This window comes from Streptococcus infantis (assembly GCF_047464215.1).
Classification (GTDB): domain Bacteria; phylum Bacillota; class Bacilli; order Lactobacillales; family Streptococcaceae; genus Streptococcus; species Streptococcus infantis_P.
Genome location: NZ_JASHCG010000024.1, coordinates 1 through 19,301 on the forward strand (window position 1 = coordinate 1; position 19,301 = coordinate 19,301).

General features: G+C 38.7%; 18 protein-coding genes and 2 pseudogenes. 1 reads left to right on the forward strand and 19 read right to left on the reverse strand.

Annotated features, from left to right (window positions below; all coding sequences use genetic code 11):
* The 12 genes and pseudogenes from QM469_RS10050 to eno all read right to left on the reverse strand — a co-directional run.
* Positions 1-234, reverse strand: a pseudogene (locus QM469_RS10050) (IS3 family transposase); the annotation flags it as partial.
* Positions 235-315: 81 nt separating this feature from the next.
* Positions 316-513 (reverse strand): hypothetical protein, encoded by a 198-nt coding sequence (locus QM469_RS10055; RefSeq protein ID WP_414276760.1) that lies wholly within the window; start codon positions 511-513, stop codon positions 316-318.
* Positions 514-717: 204 nt separating this feature from the next.
* Positions 718-948, reverse strand: a pseudogene (locus tag QM469_RS10060) (transposase); the annotation flags it as partial.
* A 299-nt stretch (positions 949-1,247) separates the two neighbouring features.
* Entirely contained in the window at positions 1,248-3,071 is a 1,824-nt protein-coding gene (gene lepA / locus QM469_RS10065) for a translation elongation factor 4 (protein WP_049510208.1), read from the reverse strand.
* 78 nt (positions 3,072-3,149) lie between these two features.
* Positions 3,150-3,878: a metallophosphoesterase family protein gene (locus QM469_RS10070; RefSeq protein ID WP_414276761.1), complete on the reverse strand. Its 729-nt coding sequence runs from the start codon at positions 3,876-3,878 to the stop codon at positions 3,150-3,152.
* Positions 3,879-5,546 carry a DNA repair protein RecN gene (gene recN, locus QM469_RS10075; protein ID WP_414276762.1) on the reverse strand — a complete coding sequence of 556 codons (1,668 nt, stop codon included), beginning with the start codon at positions 5,544-5,546 and terminating at the stop codon, positions 3,879-3,881.
* Between the two features lie 6 nt (positions 5,547-5,552).
* A complete protein-coding gene (locus tag QM469_RS10080; protein WP_414276763.1) occupies positions 5,553-5,984 on the reverse strand; it encodes an arginine repressor in 432 nt (143 codons plus the stop codon).
* A complete protein-coding gene (locus QM469_RS10085) occupies positions 5,977-6,792 on the reverse strand; it encodes a TlyA family RNA methyltransferase (protein WP_414276764.1) in 816 nt (271 codons plus the stop codon). Before QM469_RS10085 ends, QM469_RS10080 begins: the two co-directional genes overlap by 8 nt.
* Positions 6,785-7,660 carry a polyprenyl synthetase family protein gene (locus QM469_RS10090; protein WP_075227669.1) on the reverse strand — a complete coding sequence of 292 codons (876 nt, stop codon included), beginning with the start codon at positions 7,658-7,660 and terminating at the stop codon, positions 6,785-6,787. The genes QM469_RS10085 and QM469_RS10090 overlap by 8 nt, the downstream gene beginning before the upstream one ends.
* The gene (locus QM469_RS10095; protein ID WP_000043228.1) at positions 7,657-7,869 is read right to left on the reverse strand and encodes an exodeoxyribonuclease VII small subunit; all 213 of its coding nucleotides are present in this window, start codon (positions 7,867-7,869) and stop codon (positions 7,657-7,659) included. The genes QM469_RS10090 and QM469_RS10095 overlap by 4 nt, the downstream gene beginning before the upstream one ends.
* Positions 7,847-9,187, reverse strand: coding sequence for an exodeoxyribonuclease VII large subunit (xseA, locus tag QM469_RS10100; protein ID WP_414276766.1), 1,341 nt, complete (start codon positions 9,185-9,187; stop codon positions 7,847-7,849). Before xseA ends, QM469_RS10095 begins: the two co-directional genes overlap by 23 nt.
* Before the next feature lie 230 nt (positions 9,188-9,417).
* Positions 9,418-10,722, reverse strand: a complete 1,305-nt coding sequence (gene eno, locus QM469_RS10105) for a surface-displayed alpha-enolase (RefSeq protein ID WP_000022825.1) — start codon at positions 10,720-10,722, stop codon at positions 9,418-9,420.
* Between the two features lie 164 nt (positions 10,723-10,886).
* Here eno and QM469_RS10110 point away from each other — a divergent pair, with 164 nt between their 5' ends.
* Complete coding sequence (locus QM469_RS10110; protein WP_414276767.1) at positions 10,887-11,333, forward strand: DUF1694 domain-containing protein; 447 nt, start codon at positions 10,887-10,889, stop codon at positions 11,331-11,333.
* On the opposite strand, the gene QM469_RS10115 is transcribed toward QM469_RS10110, so the two are convergent.
* The 7 genes from QM469_RS10115 to QM469_RS10145 all read right to left on the reverse strand — a co-directional run.
* Positions 11,330-12,445, reverse strand: a complete 1,116-nt coding sequence (locus QM469_RS10115) for a glycerate kinase (protein ID WP_315639033.1) — start codon at positions 12,443-12,445, stop codon at positions 11,330-11,332. The two genes, QM469_RS10110 and QM469_RS10115, sit on opposite strands and share 4 nt — an antisense overlap.
* Positions 12,446-12,461: 16 nt before the next feature.
* On the reverse strand, positions 12,462-13,103 hold the full coding sequence (gene serB, locus QM469_RS10120; RefSeq protein ID WP_315639031.1) for a phosphoserine phosphatase SerB: 642 nt from the start codon (positions 13,101-13,103) through the stop codon (positions 12,462-12,464).
* Between the two features lie 62 nt (positions 13,104-13,165).
* A complete protein-coding gene (gene glgA / locus QM469_RS10125) occupies positions 13,166-14,599 on the reverse strand; it encodes a glycogen synthase GlgA (RefSeq protein WP_045763411.1) in 1,434 nt (477 codons plus the stop codon).
* A complete protein-coding gene (gene glgD / locus QM469_RS10130) occupies positions 14,596-15,735 on the reverse strand; it encodes a glucose-1-phosphate adenylyltransferase subunit GlgD (RefSeq protein WP_414276769.1) in 1,140 nt (379 codons plus the stop codon). The genes glgA and glgD overlap by 4 nt, the downstream gene beginning before the upstream one ends.
* Positions 15,725-16,867 carry a glucose-1-phosphate adenylyltransferase gene (locus tag QM469_RS10135; protein WP_414276771.1) on the reverse strand — a complete coding sequence of 381 codons (1,143 nt, stop codon included), beginning with the start codon at positions 16,865-16,867 and terminating at the stop codon, positions 15,725-15,727. The genes glgD and QM469_RS10135 overlap by 11 nt, the downstream gene beginning before the upstream one ends.
* Positions 16,857-18,785, reverse strand: coding sequence for a 1,4-alpha-glucan branching protein GlgB (gene glgB / locus QM469_RS10140; RefSeq protein WP_414276773.1), 1,929 nt, complete (start codon positions 18,783-18,785; stop codon positions 16,857-16,859). The genes QM469_RS10135 and glgB overlap by 11 nt, the downstream gene beginning before the upstream one ends.
* A gap of 278 nt (positions 18,786-19,063) precedes the next feature.
* On the reverse strand, positions 19,064-19,301 hold a 238-nt coding region (locus tag QM469_RS10145; protein ID WP_414276775.1), incomplete at its 5' end, for a hypothetical protein.

Sequence of the window (19,301 nt, forward strand, 5' to 3'; positions counted from 1 at the left end):
ATCTTTAGTCCAGCCTTCATGTAAGACTTTATTAATCATTTCTTGTTTTAAATCAGGAGAATAGTAACGATTTTTTCCTTTTTTGACGAACTCTATTCCATAACGATCAATCAATTTAATCATGTACCTAATATTAGAATTGTTTATCCCAAATTTATTTGAAAGCTTCTCTAAGCTATATCCTTGTTTTCTAAGTTCATAGATCTGAACTTTATCATCATAAGTTAATTTCATAATAAAAACACCCCAAAAGTTAGATTTTTATGTCTAACTTTTGGGGTGCAGTTCAGAAGTTCTGACTAAAAATACGTCTATTTATTTTTTATTGTTTTTTATTGTAGAGCAGACCCAACCGAATGAACATAGGTTGTAGAAAGCAAATGAAAAAACTGCAAGGATGATAGATCCTGTATCTAAATAACCTCTTTCAAGACCGTTTTTCAACAACAATAAGCCTGTAGTTTCGACAACGATCAAACATAAAAATATATAAAAAATTTTCACATTAAGCATATTGTTACCGCTTTCTTTTTATTTGGTTTTATTGTATAATAAAAATTGAAAAAAATCAAAAAAACATAACCACCCATCTAACGGGTGGTTTGCACTAGGGCTATAAGTCCAAATTACCAGCCAGCGCCTAAAGACGCTGGCTTTCACCTTGTTCAAGCCTCATCGCTCTTGACTCGTCACTTACCTCTTAAAAAGGCGTAAGTATTACTTACCACTATCCCTAAAGGGATCCTCATATTCTTTTACACTCAATTTATCTAGTGATAGATCATGCTTTACTTATTTTCAAATTTTCATACTCGTTTAGAAATCATCCACTGGATAATTTATTCACTCTTGAATATATTTCTTAATTGTGGCTTCATTAAGCCCTACTGTACTCACATAATAACCTTCCGCCCAGAAATGTCGATTCCCAAACTTGTATAGTTGATTGAAATAAGATATGAACAAAGAGATTAGGAAAGTCAAATCAATTTCTAAAAATGTTTTAGAATCTGTAGTATACTATTCTAAGTTCAATCTGCTATACTTGAGGTTGGCGCGTTTGTCAAACATTAAGAAAAGAGGCTGGGCAAAAAATCTTTAAAATCAGAAAAACGCATAATATCAGGTGTTGAAAACCTTGATACTATGCGTTATATTTTTTCCATTTTCGGAGAAAATTGACTTTTTACCCAGTCTCTTAAAAAATCATTATTTTATATTTATCTTATTTTTTCTTGAGATCTCAACTATTCTTCATCCATACTCAATACGCTGAGGAAGGCTTCTTGTGGTACTTCTACAGAACCGATGGCTTTCATGCGTTTCTTACCAGCTTTTTGTTTTTCAAGGAGTTTGCGTTTACGAGAAACGTCACCACCGTAACACTTAGCAAGTACGTTCTTACGAAGAGCCTTGATATCAGTACGAGCCACAATCTTGTGCCCAATAGCTGCTTGAATCGGCACTTCAAATTGTTGACGAGGGATGATTTTCTTGAGCTTATCAACAATGAGTTTCCCACGTTCATAAGCAAAGTCTTTGTGAACAATAAAGCTAAGAGCATCCACCTTATCACCATTAAGAAGGATATCCATTTTCACCAGCTTAGATGGACGATACTCTGACAACTCGTAGTCAAAACTTGCATAACCACGTGTTGAAGATTTGAGCTTATCAAAGAAGTCAAAGACGATTTCAGCAAGTGGAATTTGATAGATAACATTGACTCGGTTATCATCAATATAGTCCATAGTTACAAAATCCCCACGTTTGCGCTGAGCTAATTCCATTACTGCTCCGACGAATTCTTGCGGTACCATGATTTGTGCCTTAACATATGGTTCTTCGATAGTTGCAATCTTTGTAGGATCAGGAAACTCGGATGGGTTAGACACATCCATAGACTCACCATCAGTCTGATTAACCTTGTAGATAACAGATGGTGCAGTCATAATAAGGTCGATGTTAAACTCACGTTCCAAACGTTCTTGGATAACATCCATATGAAGAAGTCCAAGGAAACCACAACGGAAACCAAATCCAAGTGCCTGAGATGTTTCTGGTTCAAACTGCAAGCTGGCATCATTCAGTTGCAATTTTTCAAGAGCTTCACGAAGGTCATTGTATTTATTAGACTCGATTGGATAGAGACCTGCGAAAACCATCGGATTCATCTGCTTGTATCCTGAAAGTGGTTCGGTCGCTGGATTTGTCGCCAAGGTTACTGTATCACCGACACGTGTGTCCTGAACAGTCTTGATAGAAGCCGCGATATAACCAACGTCACCCGTCGCAAGGAAATCACGCCCAACTGCTTTAGGTGTGAAAATTCCGACTTCAGTTACATCGAAGGTTTTACCATTGCTCATGAGCTGAATCTTATCACCAGGTTTGACTACTCCATCCATGACACGAACTTGGAGGATAACTCCACGATAGGCATCGTATACTGAGTCGAAAATCAAGGCTTTCAATGGTGCTGACACGTCACCAGTTGGGGCTGGAACTTTTTCGACAATTTGCTCGAGAATTTCTTCGATACCGATACCCGCCTTGGCTGAAGCCAATACTGCTTCGCTAGCGTCTAGACCAATGACATCTTCAATTTCTGTACGCACGCGCTCAGGGTCTGCAGCAGGCAGGTCAATCTTGTTAATAACTGGAAGGATTTCCAAATCATTATCCAAGGCAAGATAGACGTTTGCCAGTGTTTGAGCCTCAATCCCTTGGGCGGCATCAACGACCAAAATAGCACCTTCACAGGCAGCTAGGGAACGTGAAACCTCATAGGTAAAGTCCACGTGTCCAGGTGTGTCAATCAAGTGGAAGATATAGGTCTCACCATCTTTAGCCGTATAATTAAGCTCGATAGCATTAAGCTTGATAGTAATTCCACGCTCACGCTCTAAATCCATACTATCAAGAAGTTGGGCCTGCATTTCACGGCTTGAAACCGTCTCCGTCTTTTCCAAAATGCGGTCTGCTAGAGTTGATTTCCCGTGGTCAATATGGGCGATAATGGAGAAGTTACGAATCTTCTCCTGTCGTTTTTTCAATTCTTCTAAGTTCATCATTCTCTTCCTTTCAGGGTATCTATTAATTATAAATTGTTTTTAACATTTTGACAAGACCATACCCTGTTAGGAGTACTAATCTTCAGCAACAAAGCCGTCATTTTCGATAAAATAGTGCTCAGTCATACCTTGGTCGGTAAAGACAATACCGTGAAGGACACCACCGTAAACAGCTCCTCCATCCATTCCAATCTTACCGTCTTCTGTAATCCAAAGTTCAGATGTACCAGGTTTTTGATCCAACAAACCATAGACTGGTGTATGTCCAAAGACAATGTTTTTTCCAGTATGATTGGCTGCTTCGTGAAATGGTTTTCTGAGCCATACCTTCTTATAGTCAGTAGTATCGTGCCAATCATCCAAAGTCAAATCAATACCGGCATGAACAAAGATATACTTTTCCGTTTCAATGACAAAAGGCATCTGACGGATAAACTCCACTAAGTCTGCTGCTTCTGTCTCAACACGCTTTGCATCTGCTACTCCATCTACTGGTGCATCCAGTGGGCGCCCCAAAATAGAATTAATAGTTGTATCCCCGCCATTTCGACGATAGTGGTCATAACTTTCTTCAGGATTATCCAACCAAGTTAAAAACATATACTCATGATTTCCTGATAAGCAGATAGCTCCTTGCTTATCTACCAAATCCTTGACCATTTCTAGAACTCGGCGACTATCTTCTCCTCTATCAATCAAATCTCCAAGAAAAAGTAATTGAGTCTTGCCATCCCATGTTTTAAGTAAATCTTCTAACATTCCAGCTTTTCCGTGGACATCACCAATTACATAATAGTCTGTCATTTATTTCTCCTTACTTTGTAATAATTCTCTCGCTTGAGTCAATGCTGCTTCTGTCACATTCTCCCCAGCCAACATCTTAGCGACTTCTTCAATCCTTTCTTCAACTGTTAACAAGCGAACTGTTGAAACGGTTGAATGTTCATTGCTAATCTTTTCGATGAAGAACTGATAATCTGCAATCGCAATAACTTGCGGAAGGTGAGAAATAGCTAATACTTGACCGTGCTGTCCAATTTTGTGAATTTTTTGCGCGATGGCTTGAGCTACACGACCTGAAACTCCCGTATCCACCTCATCAAAGACGATACTGGTCTTGCCTTCCTTACGAGAAAAAGCGGACTTGATAGCTAACATGAGACGAGATAACTCTCCACCAGAAGCTACTTTTACTAAAGGTTTAAAATCTTCTCCAGGATTGGTGGAGATGTAAAATTCAACACTCTCATTACCTTCACGACTGAATTTTCCTTGACTAAAACGAACTTGAAATTGTGCTTTCTCCATGTAAAGGTCTTGCAATTCTTGCTTGATTTCATCTTCTAAGTCCTGCGCTATTTTATGGCGAGCTTGAGCAACTTGACCTGCTAGGTCCACAAGATTTTTTTCAAGTTTCTTGAGTTCGATTTCCATATCTTCAGAAGATAGATTATTTCCTGTTAGAAGATTGTATTCGTCTGTAATCTTGGCAAAGTATTCTAGGACATCATCTACACTACCACCATACTTACGGGTAATGGTGTGAATCAAATCTAGTCGGCTTTCAACCTGCATCAGACGATTACCGTCAAAATCTAAATCATCAATAATGGATTCCAAGCGCTTGGTGATATCTTCTAGAACATAATAGGATTCAGAAAGGGAACTTGAAATCTCACGATACTCTTGATCAAACTCTTCAAGACTTTCCATATCATTCATAGCCGAACGAACATTTGCCAGACTAGAAAACTCTTCATTATCCAACATACTGTATGCGTTAGTCAAAGTATCAGCGATATGTTTATGGTTCAGTAGTCTGTCTCTTTCTTGATTGAGAGTAACATCTTCACCAGCTTTCAAATTAGCTGCTTCAATCTCAGCCATCTGAAATTCCAACATCTCAATTCGTGCCTTATGTTCTTGCTGATTTTTTTTGATGTCAAGCACTTGCTTGCGCATACGACGATAGTTGTCAAAGCTCATCTGATAGGCTTCTTTTAATTCAAAGAAAGAGGCATCCCCAAACTCATCCAACATCTGGATATGTCGATGTGGGCGCATTAACTCCTCTTGGTCATGTTGACCATGGATATCAACTAGCTGTTGACCAATCGTCCTTAATACTGAAAGATTAACCATCTGTCCATTGACACGACTGATGCTCCGACCGTTTTGTAAAATTTCGCGACGAATAATGATTTCATCACTCAATTCTAATCCTTGTTCATCAAAAATTTCTTCTAGCACGCAGTTACTTTCAATTGAAAAAAGACCTTCAATTTCCGCTTTTGGAGCCCCATGACGAATAACTTCTGTTGTAGCTCGAGCTCCTAACATCATATTCATAGCATCAATAATGATTGATTTACCCGCACCTGTTTCACCAGTTAAAACTGTCATCCCTTGTTCAAAGTTCAAAGAAATTGATTCGATGATAGCAAAATTTTTAATCGAAATTTCCAGTAACATATAATCCTACCAATTTTTAACTTGCTCAAAAATATCCTTGGCTGTTTCTTCACTTCTCAATACCATCAAGATGGAATTATCATCAGCAATACAGCTAAAAATTTGGTCAGAAAAAACAGTCGTCAACTGACTCTTGACGAAAATAGTATTCCCTGGAATGACTTGCAAATTGATCATATATCCCATGCGTTCAGCATGAATAATATTATTTTCTGCCAATTGCAAGCTTCTAACGATTGATTTTGGTAATTCATAAATGTAAGTATTGTCTTTCAATGGAATTTTTACAATACCCAATTCTTTAATATCTCGGGAGACTGTTGCTTGAGTAGCAGAGATACCTGCTTCTCTCAAGTGTTCAACGATTTCTTCCTGTGTGCCGATTTGATAATCTGTAACAAATCTTCTAATCTTCTCAAGTCTCTCTTTTTTATTCATCTTTAAACTCTCTATGTGCTTTCTCCACTATTTTTTCTATTTCAGAAGTAACCTGATTGATTGCGTGATCTTCTTTTCGCAAATAGGCTAAAAACTCGATATTCCCATGACCACCTTGAATAGGAGAATAGTCCAATCCTAAGACTGAAAATCCTTCATCAACTGCCATTTTAGTAACTGATTCTAAAACATTTTGGTGAACTTTGGCATCTCTGATAATTCCATTTTTACCAATCTGTTCTCGACCAGCCTCAAATTGAGGCTTAACTAGAGCAACAACCTGCCCTTGATCAGCTAAAACTCGGTGCAAAGCTGGTAAAATGAGACCTAGGGAAATAAAACTGACATCGATACTGGCAAAACTTGGTTCATGTTCAAAATCAGTTTTTTCCGCATAACGGAAATTAAACTGTTCCATGCTAACAACGCGAGAATCTTGACGTAATTTCCATGCCAGTTGATTAGTACCAACATCAACTGCAAAAACTAGTTTAGCACCATTTTGCAACATGACGTCAGTAAAACCACCTGTTGAAGCTCCGATATCAATGGTCGTTTGTCCCTCAACTGATAGATCAAAAATATCTAGCGCCTTCTCAAGTTTCAAGCCACCACGACTAACATACTTAAGTTTCTCGCCCTTGAGTTTCAACTCTGTATCGTCAGGAATTTTTTCTCCTGGTTTATCAAATCGTTCGCCATTTAAAACAGCGACTACCAAACCTGCCATAACACCTCGTTTGGCTTGTTCTCTCGTTTCAAATAAACCTTGTTTGTAAGCTAGTACATCTACTCTTTCCTTAGCCATTGATTCTCAAACTTTCTACTATTTTCACAATTGGTTCCTTATCAAAGCTCACGACTTGGCTAATCTCTTCTAGTTTCGCAGTAGCTTGATCCAAGGTTTGATTGCAAAATGCTATCGCCTGATCTAATCCCAACAATGCAGGATAGGTTGACTTCTCGGCTTGCAAATCTTTCTGGGGTGTTTTTCCAATTTCCTCAAAGCTAGCGGTAACATCAAGCACATCATCTCTCACTTGGAAAGCCAGGCCAATCAACTCGCCAACTGTTTTAAGCTGCTTCTGAAGATTTTCATCCAATTCAGCAATGATACCAGCCGCTTGGAAAGGAAAAGCTAAAAGTTTACCCGTTTTATTAGCATGGATAGTCTGAAGTTCCTCTAAATTCAAGTGTTTTCCTTCGCCTTCCATATCTAACACTTGACCAGCTACCATTCCCATACTTCCAGAAGCAAGGGATAAATTAGAGATTAAATCTACCTTGGTTTGACTAGACAAATCAGTTTGAGCAATTAAAGCATAGGGATCCAAAAAAAGCGCATCCCCTGCTAAAATAGCTAGAGCTTCACCATACACCTTATGATTGGTCAAACGTCCTCGGCGATAATCATCATTATCCATAGCAGGTAGATCATCATGGATCAAACTTCCTGTATGAATCATTTCTAGTGCCGCTGCAACTTGAGCATGTTCCTGAGTGATAGGCACTTGCAAGGAGTCCAAAACTTCTAAAAGTAAATATGGACGAATCCGTTTACCTCCAGCATGTATGGAATAAAGAACAGCTTCTCTTAAACTGGACGCAAATTGTTGGTTGCCATAAAAGTCTTCAAGAGCTGACTCGACCAAAGCTAGTTTTTCCTGCTTGTTCATACCAGTTCACTTTCTGTTCCATCTTCTTGCATCACCTTGACCAAGGTCTTTTCAGCCTTATCAAGTGTTGCCTGCAATTCTTTGGATAAGAGCATTCCTTTTTGAAATGCAGAAATAGCATCTTCCAAAGCAATTTCACCATTTTCTAAGCTTTGAACAATCGTTTCAAGTTCTGCTAGATTTTCTTCAAATTTCTTTTGTTTTGACATCTCTTACCTCTAATTCTACTTGACCGTCCCGCATCAACAGTGATACTTGGTCATTTTCTTTCAAATCTTTCGCAGAAGCGACTACGACTTCCCCTTTTTTGACAATTGCATAACCTCTGGCTACAATTCGACTAGTATCTAGCATAAGGAGAGCTTCTGATAGGCGTTTTACTTCTGCTACTTTTGCATCATAGGTCACAGCCATCTGGCTACGCAGCAGTTTCTTTAATTGTTGGATACGATCCTGATAACGCTGGATTTTAATAATTGGTGATAATTGTTTCAAACGGTGGACTTGTTCTTGCACCTTTTGTTGATTACGAACCAATTCAGCATTCAATCCTTGCTTCAGTCGCAGCTGTAATTGATCTAAGCGTTGTAGATAACCGTCATATAAACGCTCTGGTTGTCTGAAGATGACCGATTGACTGAGGATTCTCAAAGCTTCTTGTTTCTTTGACAAACTATGCTTAACCGCTGTAGTCATGCGTTTTTCTTGATTCTGAAGATAGGTCAAAAGATCTAACATAGTTACTGGTGTCGCGAGTTCAGCAGCAGCTGTCGGTGTTGCTGCTCTCTTGTCAGCAACAAAATCAGCCAAGGTGACATCTGTTTCGTGACCTACACTCGAAATAATCGGTAAACGAGATTCAAAAATTGCTCGAACTACAATTTCTTCGTTAAAGGCCCAAAGATCTTCAATCGAACCTCCCCCACGGCCGATAATCAGTACATCTAAGTCATCGCGTTCATTGGCTCGAGTTATATTACGAGCAATCTCCTTTGCAGCACCCTCACCTTGAACTTTAGTAGGATATAAGACAATTTCCACACCAGGGAAGCGTCTACTGACTGTAGTGATGATATCTTGAATCACAGCACCACTTCGACTAGTCACCACACCTATTTTTTTTGAAAATTGTGGTAAAGATTGTTTAAATCGCTCTTGAAACAAACCTTCTTCTGCCAGTTTCTTCTTAAGTTGTTCAAATTGGATAGCTAAAGCACCGACACCATCTGGTTCAGCTTTTTCAATGATAATCGAATAACTTCCACTTGGCTCATAGACTTGGACACGACCAACCACATTGATCTTCATACCTTCTTCCAAATCAAAACCTAATTTCTGATAAATACCTGACCAAATAGTTGCCTGAATAACTGCACGATCATCCTTAAGAGAAAAATACTGATGCGTTGGACGCTTGCGGAAGTTAGAGACTTGACCAGTTAAATAGACCCGTTCCAAGTAGGGGTCTTTATCGAATTTCATTTTTAAATACTTGGTCAAAGTTGTAACCGATAAATACTTTTCCATCTCTACCTCCTTCTTTTCTATAGTTTTTCCTAGGTATTATTATACCAAAAAAACGTTTAAAAATCTCTTTTTTCACCTCTAGAATACGAAAACAAGACTGGATTTCTTTGACCTTGTCTTATAATATACAAAAGCCCTTCGGATAAAATCCGAGGGGCTTAAATCTTGTTTAATCAAGAGCCGAACTTTTGAGTTTCAAGGTTCGGGATAAAATAGTTCACTGAACTATTTTATTTTTTAAGGTTGTAGAATGATTTCAATCCACGGTATTCAGCTACTTCACCAAGTTGGTCTTCGATACGAAGCAATTGGTTGTATTTAGCGATACGGTCTGTACGTGAAAGTGAACCAGTCTTGATTTGTCCTGCGTTAGTTGCAACTGCGATGTCAGCGATTGTTGAATCTTCAGTTTCACCTGAACGGTGTGATACAACGGCAGTGTAACCAGCTTCTTTAGCCATTTCGATAGCGTCGAATGTTTCAGTAAGAGTACCGATTTGGTTAACTTTGATAAGGATTGAGTTAGCAGCGCCTTCAGCGATACCTCTTTCAAGGTAAGCAGTGTTTGTTACGAAGAAGTCGTCACCAACCAATTGAACTTTACCACCAAGACGTTCAGTAAGAGCTTTCCATCCATCCCAGTCGTTTTCGTCCATACCATCTTCGATAGTGATGATTGGGTATTTGTTTACCAATTCTTCAAGGTAGTCGATTTGTTCTGCAGAAGTACGAACAGCTGCTCCTTCACCTTCGAATTTAGTGTAGTCGTAAACTTTACGTTCTTTATCGTAGAATTCTGATGATGCACAGTCAAATCCGATAAATACGTCTTTACCTGGAACATAACCAGCAGCTTCGATAGCAGCAAGGATAGTTTCAACACCGTCTTCAGTTCCTTCGAAACGAGGAGCGAATCCACCTTCGTCACCTACGGCTGTTTCAAGACCACGAGATTTAAGGATTTTCTTAAGAGCGTGGAAGATTTCAGCACCCCAACGAAGAGCTTCTTTGAATGTTGGTGCACCAGCAGGTACGATCATGAATTCTTGGAAAGCGATTGGAGCGTCTGAGTGAGAACCACCGTTGATGATGTTCATCATTGGAGTTGGAAGAACTTTAGTGTTAAATCCACCAAGGTAGCTGTAAAGTGGGATTTCAAGGTAGTCAGCAGCAGCACGAGCTACAGCGATTGACACACCAAGGATTGCGTTAGCACCCAATTTACCTTTGTTAGGAGTTCCGTCAAGTGCGATCATAGCACGGTCGATAGCTTGTTGGTCACGTACATCGTAGCCGATGATTGCTTCAGCGATGATGTTGTTTACGTTGTCAACAGCTTTTTGTGTACCAAGACCACCGTAACGAGATTTGTCACCATCACGAAGTTCAACTGCTTCGTGTTCACCAGTAGAAGCTCCTGATGGAACCATACCACGTCCGAAAGCACCTGATTCAGTGTAAACTTCTACTTCAAGTGTTGGGTTACCGCGTGAGTCTAGGACTTCGCGAGCGTAAACATCAGTAATAATTGACATTTTTTACTCTCCTTATTGAGTTAAATTTTTTACACCTCTATGATACCTTAAAAAGACTCCTTTTTCAAGGAAAAACGTTATCTTTGTGCAAATTTTCCTTAAGTTTATAAAGTAATCGCTTTCTTTTATCTGTTTTCTCCTATATTTTATGTTATACTATTTTTATGACTGATGTATCTAAACAAATCCTAGAAAAGGTCAATGGTGGTCTTAAACTAAATCCTGATGAACAAAGACGTTTTCTCGGAACATTTGAAGAACGTGTCCTTGGCTACGCGGACCTTGAAACAGCTGATGATGATAAATTTAAAAATGGATTTTTAACAATTATAGAAACCTTTAAAAAAGAGACTCAACCTCTATTTGTCAAAATTTCTCCTCAGGTAGAGTTTGATAAACAAGTTTTTTATCTAAAACAATCCAAAGATGCTGACTGCCAAGCGACCATCGTTTCTGAAGATCATAACTCTTCTCCTTTTGGGCTCATTATCCATAGCGATGCTCCTGTTCAAGCAAGTGAAAAAGACCTCAGAAAGGCATTTTCAGACTTGTGGCAGGAAAAAGAGATGGAAAAAGCTCCTACTTCTCTTTGGAAAAAGTGGTTTGGTTAATTTTTCTTCAAAGCTAAAATTTGACCAATGTTTGCAGCTGTATCTTCTAAATAGATAGCTGCATTTTTTAGACTATTCTCAAGCGGTTCGCTTTTTTCTAGTATTGAAAAGGCAGCAACGAGATTTTCATATGGCAAGGGCGGTAAATCCTCAGCTAAACTACCACAAATAGCAATAACTGGAACACCATTTGGTGTTCTTTTTGCTACTCCGATTGGAGCCTTACCAGATAAACTTTGAGAATCTAACCTACCTTCACCAACAATAACTAGATCTGCATCTGAAACCTGTTCATCAAAGTTTATCAAATCCAAACAAGTTTGGATACCAGATACAATCTCTGCTCCAGCAAAGGCACACAATCCAGCCGCAATACCACCACCTGCTCCAGCTCCTTCAAGACTTAGAATTTCATGGGCAACTTTACGATAGAAGTTTTCAATAGCAATATCAACGTCTTGGAATTTAGCTGGTTCCAACCCTTTTTGCTTCCCAAATATATAGGTGGCACCGCGAATTCCACAGAGTGGATTGGTCACATCTGCTAAGATTTTGATATGCACATCTGCAGGGATGGTAACGACACTTTTGTCCAAAATCTTACTTACTTCAAATAAGGACTGGCCACAAGCCTCAAGTTCCATTCCGTTTTCATTATAAAACTGATATCCGAGTCCTGCAGCAATCCCAATTCCACCATCGTTACTGGATGTCCCACCAACTCCGATATAGATCTCTTTCATTCCTTGTTCGATTAAATAAAGGATCAGTTGACCAATCCCCTTTGTTTGAATCTTCAGTGGATTTCGTTTTTCTATAGGAATTTTAGCAAGCCCAACTAAATCGGCCACCTCGAACAGAGCAAGTTCTCCTTTTTGAACATAAGTCATTTGAACTTCATCTCCAAAGGGACCTGTCACTAAAGCAGTTTTTTCTACAAGACCAAGTGAATTTTTAATGGCATCTACTGTTCCTTCTCCTCCATCGCCAACAGGTAAGAGCAAACATTTCGATTCAGGTAGAACCTTTTTAAGGCCTCGTTTAATAGCTTTAGCTACTTCACTTGCAGGGAGACTCTCCTTAAAAGAGTCAGGTGCTATAACAATTTTCATACACTCATCTTTCTAATCAAAGGAAATCTATCAGATTCAATACTTTTGTTAAATTTCTATCTTCAATTTGAAGGGGAATTTCCTCTTTCACGATTTCTTTGGCACAGAAGCCAATGCCGATTCCAGCTCTCTTCAACATTGCTAAATCATTAGCTCCATCTCCAATAGCAATTGTTCTATCAATTGGTACCTCTAATTCATCAGCCCATCTTACTAGGGTTTCTTTTTTAACTTCTCTGCTGATAATAGGACCAACAAGATTTCCAGTTAAATGACCATCTCTGATTTCCAGTTGATTAGCAGCAAATAATGAAATCCCTAAATCTTTTGCTAATCTTTCAACAACAGGTGTAAATCCACCTGAAACTAGACCCACTTCTATCTGATTTTTTTGCAGAGTGTTAATAAATTGCGCAGCATTTTTACTAAGGTGTAGTTCATGATAAATCTTATCAAAAGTATCTACAGATAGTCCTTGTAATAAAGAAACACGTTTTCTCAGGCTTTCTTCAAAATCTAGTTCTCCCCTCATAGCTTGGGCAGTCAGTAGGGCTACTTCTTCTTCACACTCTGCCTCTTTCCCCAATAAATCAATAACTTCCTCTTCTATCAGTGTCCCATCAACATCCAGTACACAAAGTCCTCTCAATTTTTTCATTTAAGTCCCTTACTTTTATCATCTCAAAAAATCGTATGAAGATATCATACGATTTTAACTATTTAATTTGCTAAACTGTGGTACAAATCAAGATATGACTTGCAGGCTGTATCCCAAGAGAAATCACATTCCATCGCTTGAACTTGCATATTTTTCCAAACATCAGGATGGTTGTGATAAACATCCAAAGCTGTTTGCAATGCCCAGTTGAGCCAGTATGGAGTTAGGTTGTTAAAGCTAAAGCCTGTACCTGTTCCTTCAATTGGATTAAAGGCTTGAACAGTATCTCTAAGTCCACCCACCTCGTTTACTAAAGGAAGCGTACCATATCTCATGGCCATCATTTGTGAAAGTCCACAGGGTTCAAAACGACTTGGCATAAGGAAAATATCACATGCTGCATAAATCTCTTGAGCTAATTTCACATCGAAAGTAATATTGGCAGAAAGTTTTTCTGGGAATACTTGACTAAACCAAGAGAAAGCTTGTTCAAATCCTGGATCTCCAGTTCCCAAGAGAACAATTTGAATATCCTCTTGAAGCATACGATGCAGGCTTTCAACCACCACATCAAAGCCCTTCTGACGAGTCAAACGTGACACGATACCAATCATTGGCACATCAGGACGTACTGGAAGACCAACTCTTTCTTGAAGTTTCGCTTTATTTTGAGCCTTACCTGACAGATCAGTTTTATTAAAATGATACTCAAGTAAAGCATCCGTCTCTGGATTGTATAAATCAGTATCAATACCATTAACAATACCAGAAACCTTACCAGATTCCATACGAAGAATCTGATCAATACCGCAACCAAACTCTGTAGTCATAATCTCATAAGCATAGCTTGGCGACACAGTTGATACACGATCAGCGTATAGAATACCGGCCTTCATCCAGTTGAGGCAGTCATTCCAACGAACTGTTCCATCAGCGTAGCGCTCAAATCCAACCCTGAACAAGTCCCAAAGCATGCTTTCAGAGAATTGACCCTGAAATTCCAAGTTATGAATGGTCAAAACAGTCTTGATTCCTTGGTAGGCTTGAATCCATCTGTATTTTTCCTTCAATAAGAAAGGTATCATTGCTGTATGGTAGTCATGAGCGTGGAGGACATCAGGAATAAATCCGATACGCTCCATAGCTTCTAGGGCTGCAAGTTGGAAGAAGGCAAAGCGTTCACCATCATCAAAATCTCCATACACATGTCCGCGGAAGAAATAATATTGATTGTCAATAAAGTAGAAAGTTACACCGTTTAAAACAGTTTTCTTAATTCCACAAAATTGTCTGCGCCAACCAACGTATACTTCGAATTGAAGAACATCTTCGATCTGATCACCAAACTTGGCCTCTACCATGTCATAGTATGGCAGGATAACAGCAACTTCATGCCCAGCTTTTACTAATGATTTAGGAAGTGCTCCGATAACGTCTCCCAATCCACCTGTTTTTGAAAAGGGAGCGCCCTCTGCTGCTACAAATAAAATTTTCATGAAAGGACATCCTCTGTTACTTTTTCTCCTTTTTTGATGATAACAGGATTTTCTGCTGTACCTCGAATAACAACTCCCTCAGCTATTTCAGCACCCTTATCAACGATTGCATACTCGACTTGTGCACCTTTTGCAATGACAACGCGAGGGAAGATAAGAGACTCTTTAACCAAGCTATCTTTATTGATACGAACATTACGCGAAATAATAGATTTATCCACTTCACCTTCAATGATACTACCAGAAGCAAATTGAGATGTGTTCACTTTTGAACCTGATGCATAGTAGGTAGGTTCTTCGTTTTTAACTTTAGTATGAATTTTTTGATTTGGTGAGAACAAAGAGTAGAATTTTTGCTGATTCAGCATATCTAAATTAGCTTGGTAGTATGTTTCTACTGAATGAATATTTGCTAGGTAACCTGTATATTCATATGCAAATGCACCTTCTTTTGCTGCCAAATCACGAAGAACATAGCGTAATTTTTCTGGATGCTCTTTTTGAGCTTCTTCTTCCAAACGCTTAATCAACCATTGAGTGTCTACTACAAAGATGTCTGTCGACATGTTGTAGTATTCTTGGTCTGATTTTTTATCAAAGAGTTTGTGAGAAAGCACATGGTCAGTTTCATCAATATCAAGGATTGCATTTACTTCAGAAATGTCCCTTTTAGGTAATTTCTTATAAACTACTGTGATTGGTGATTTAGTTGTATTATGCAAATGGAAAACTTGATTGAGATCAATATTCACCAAAACATCACAGTTCAAGGAAACGGTTTGGTCTGAACCTGAACGTTTTAGGTATGTCAAAAGTTGTTGATAGTACTCTTTACCAACAGTGCTACTTTCTACACGAGTATTGTAGATTCCAAGATAGTAGTGACTAAGAAGGGTGTTTAAGCCCCACTCACGACCTGAACGAATATGGTCAAATACAGAGCTGATGTTATCTTGTTGAAAGATTCCAAAGATACTACGAACCCCAGCATTTGCTAAACTTGAAAGTGGGAAGTCAATCAAACGATACTTTCCTCCAAATGGCAAACTTGCCACTGGACGGTTACTTGTCAAGGTTGACATATCATGGAAACCAACGGTATTTCCTAAAATCGCTGAATATTTATCAATCTTCATCTGTTGCTACCCCCACTACTTCGTTATATCCGACTACTTGTACTTCTTCTGTACCATCAATTTCAACACCATCGGCAATAATTGCACCTTCACCGATGATTGCACGTGTAATTTTAGCACCTCTACCGATAACTGCTCCACTCATGATGACAGAATCAACAACTTCTGCTCCCTTACGAACTTGAGCAGTTGTAGAAAGAATAGAGTGTTTCACTGTACCATTTACGTAACAGCCGTCCACTACAAGAGAGTCTTCTACTTGAGCGAATTCTCCAAGGAAGTTTGGTGGAGCGATAAGGTTACGAGAATAAATCTTCCATTGACGATTACGGCTATCTAGAGCATTTTCTGGAGAGATATATTCCATATTTGCTTCCCATAGGGACTCAATAGTACCGACATCTTTCCAGTATCCACTGAATTCATAGGCATAGACACTTTCTCCAGACTCAAGATAGTTTGGAATAACATTCTTACCAAAGTCTGACATGTCAATGTTAGCCTTTTCAGCAGCAACTAGCATATTGCGCAGACGTTTCCAGTCAAAGATATAGATACCCATTGATGCCTTAGTTGATTTTGGTTGAGCTGGTTTTTCTTCAAATTCAACAATACGATTATTAGCATCTGTATTCATGATACCAAATCGGCTTGCTTCTTTTAATGGCACATCCAAGACTGCTACAGTCAAGCTGGCATTGTTATCCTTGTGTGATTGGAGCATATCATCATAGTCCATCTTGTAGATATGGTCTCCTGAAAGAATCAAAACATACTCAGGATTAATGCTATCGATATAGTCAATATTTTGGTAAATCGCATGACTTGTACCTTCAAACCAACGATTTCCTTCACTTGCAGAGTAAGGTTGAAGGATAGAAACACCTGAATCAATTACATCAAGACCCCAACTAGAACCGTTTCCGATGTGATTGTTAAGAGCAAGAGGTTGATACTGTGTGATAACCCCAACATTGTGGATACCAGAGTTGGCACAGTTAGAAAGAGCAAAGTCAATGATACGATAGCGCCCACCAAATTGCACAGCAGGTTTTGCAATGCTTTGAGTGAGTTTACCGAGACGAGTTCCTTGCCCACCGGCAAGGATTAAAGCTAGCATTTCATTCTTCATTTTCTACTCCTTTTTGAGATTTATTTGATTTTTTTTTAGCGGGTTTCAAGCGACGTTTGATTTTCCAGATACTTGCCCCCAAAGCTGGCAAAGTAAAGGTCAAAGTCTGCTCATAATCCTTCCATAATCCTTCTTGAGTTTGAACGGTTTGATTGTGTTCTTTCCAAACACCTCCCCATTGTTCCAACTCTGTATTCCAAATTTCTTCATACACACCTGCAACTGGCAGTCCAATTGTGAAATCAGGACGTTCGACTGGTGCCATATTAAAGACACAGACTAGCATCTCGCCTTTCTTTCCTTTACGAATAAAGGAAAGAACACTCTGATCTCTATTATCTGCATCGATAATTTCAATTCCATCATAGCTTGTATCAATTTCCCAAAGACAACGGTGGTCCTTATAAAGTTGATTCAACTGAGATGTGAAGTATTTCATCTTGGCATTCATTGGATCTTCAAGGTTTGACCATTCTAATTGCTCTTCAGATTTCCACTCTAAGAATTGACCGAATTCGCTACCCATAAAGAGCAATTTCTTACCAGGGTGACAAATTTGATAAGTATAAAGATTTCTAAGGCCTGCAAATTGATTATAACGATCCCCCCACATCTTATGCATCATACTCTTCTTACCATGTACAACCTCATCATGTGAGAATGGTAGGAGATAATTTTCATTAAAGACATACATGAAGCTGAAGGTTACAAGGTTAAAATCATACTTGCGGTAAATTGGATCTTCTTCGTAGAAACGTAGGATATCGTTCATCCAGCCCATGTTCCACTTGTAGTCAAATCCAAGTCCACCCATTTCCTTCATGCCAGTAATCTTGGTACCTGAAGAAGACTCCTCTGCAATCATCATAACATCCGGATGAGCTAGCTTAATAACATCGTTCAAACGTTGAAGGAAATAATAGCCTTCATAGTTGAGATTGCCTCCGTCTTTATTTGGTGTCCATGGAGCATTGTCATAATCTAGATAGAGAATATTACTTACTGCATCTACACGAATACCATCTAGGTGATAGAAATCAATCCAAAACTTAATGCTAGAAATCAAGAAAGATTGGACTTCATTTTTACCAAGGTCGAAGTTGAGTGCTCCCCAACCGTAGTTGTTAGCCTTGTTATGATCTTGGTATTCAAAAGTTGGTGTACCGTCGTAGTATGCCAAAGCGTCGTCATTGATTGTAAAGTGTCCAGGTACCCAGTCCACAATTACTCCGATATTGTTGATATGACATTCCTCAACGAAGTCTTGAAACTCTTCAGGACGACCATAGGCATGCTCTAAAGCGAAGTAACCCATGAGCTGATAACCCCAACTCAAACCGAGAGGGTGAGCCATCAGAGGCATAAACTCGATGTGAGTATAGTTCATCTCAACGAGATAGGGAATGAGCTCTTCTTTGAGTTGAACAAAGCTATAAGGTGTTCCATCAGGATTTCTCTTCCAAGATCCTGCATGTGCCTCATAGATATTGACCGGTCTTTCGAAAAATCCCCAACGTTTTCTGCGAGCTAACCAGAGCCCGTCCTTCCATTTTTTCTCAGGTATTTCTGTTAAAACAGCTCCTGTACCCGGACGTGCTTCATAGCGAACAGCCAAGGGATCAATCTTCATAAGCTGATGTCCATTAGCACGAGTAATATGATATTTATAAATATGTCCTTCTTGAGCTAAAGTTGTAAAAACTTCCCAAACTCCAGATTCATTACGAACCATGGGGATTTGATTTTCAACCCAGTTAGTAAAATCACCAACTAGATGGACAGCCTGCGCATTTGGAGCCCAGACACGGAATGTATAGCCATACTCACCGTCTTTTTCTTCACGATGCGCTCCTAAATAGTGTTGAAGATGGAAATTTTCGCCACTGGTAAAAGTTCTTAAAGCTTCTAATGTATCCATTTAATCCCCCTTTTTTATTGAAAGCGTTTTCTTGTTTTTTATTATACTACCTTTTAAGAAAACTTTCAACTAATTTCCGAATTCTCCTAAAATTTTTTTCGAAAATCTTCATATAGTTATCTTAACATTTCTAAAATTTTCATAAATGATAATAAGCGATGGAATTTTCTATTAGCTACTATTACAATAATAACTCTCATTATCTATATATAAAATAACTCACTTAAAAACTGAACGTTTTTGTATTTCGGTAACATAATATTCGTAGATAATTCTTTTTATATAATTTTACCAAATTTTCTGAAATTTTCAACTATTTTTAGTAATTGTTCCATTTTTATTTTTATGTCTAGAAATATAAAAAACTCAAGCATTAATCTTGAGTTTTGGGGCTCTATAATTTCTGTAGTGGGTAAAACCACCATAGGAATTATGGAGCCTATTTTGTTGTAGAAAAAAAGTCCCATAAGACCTATAATGAAAAGCGACCAAACCATCATTAGAAAGAATCTTATG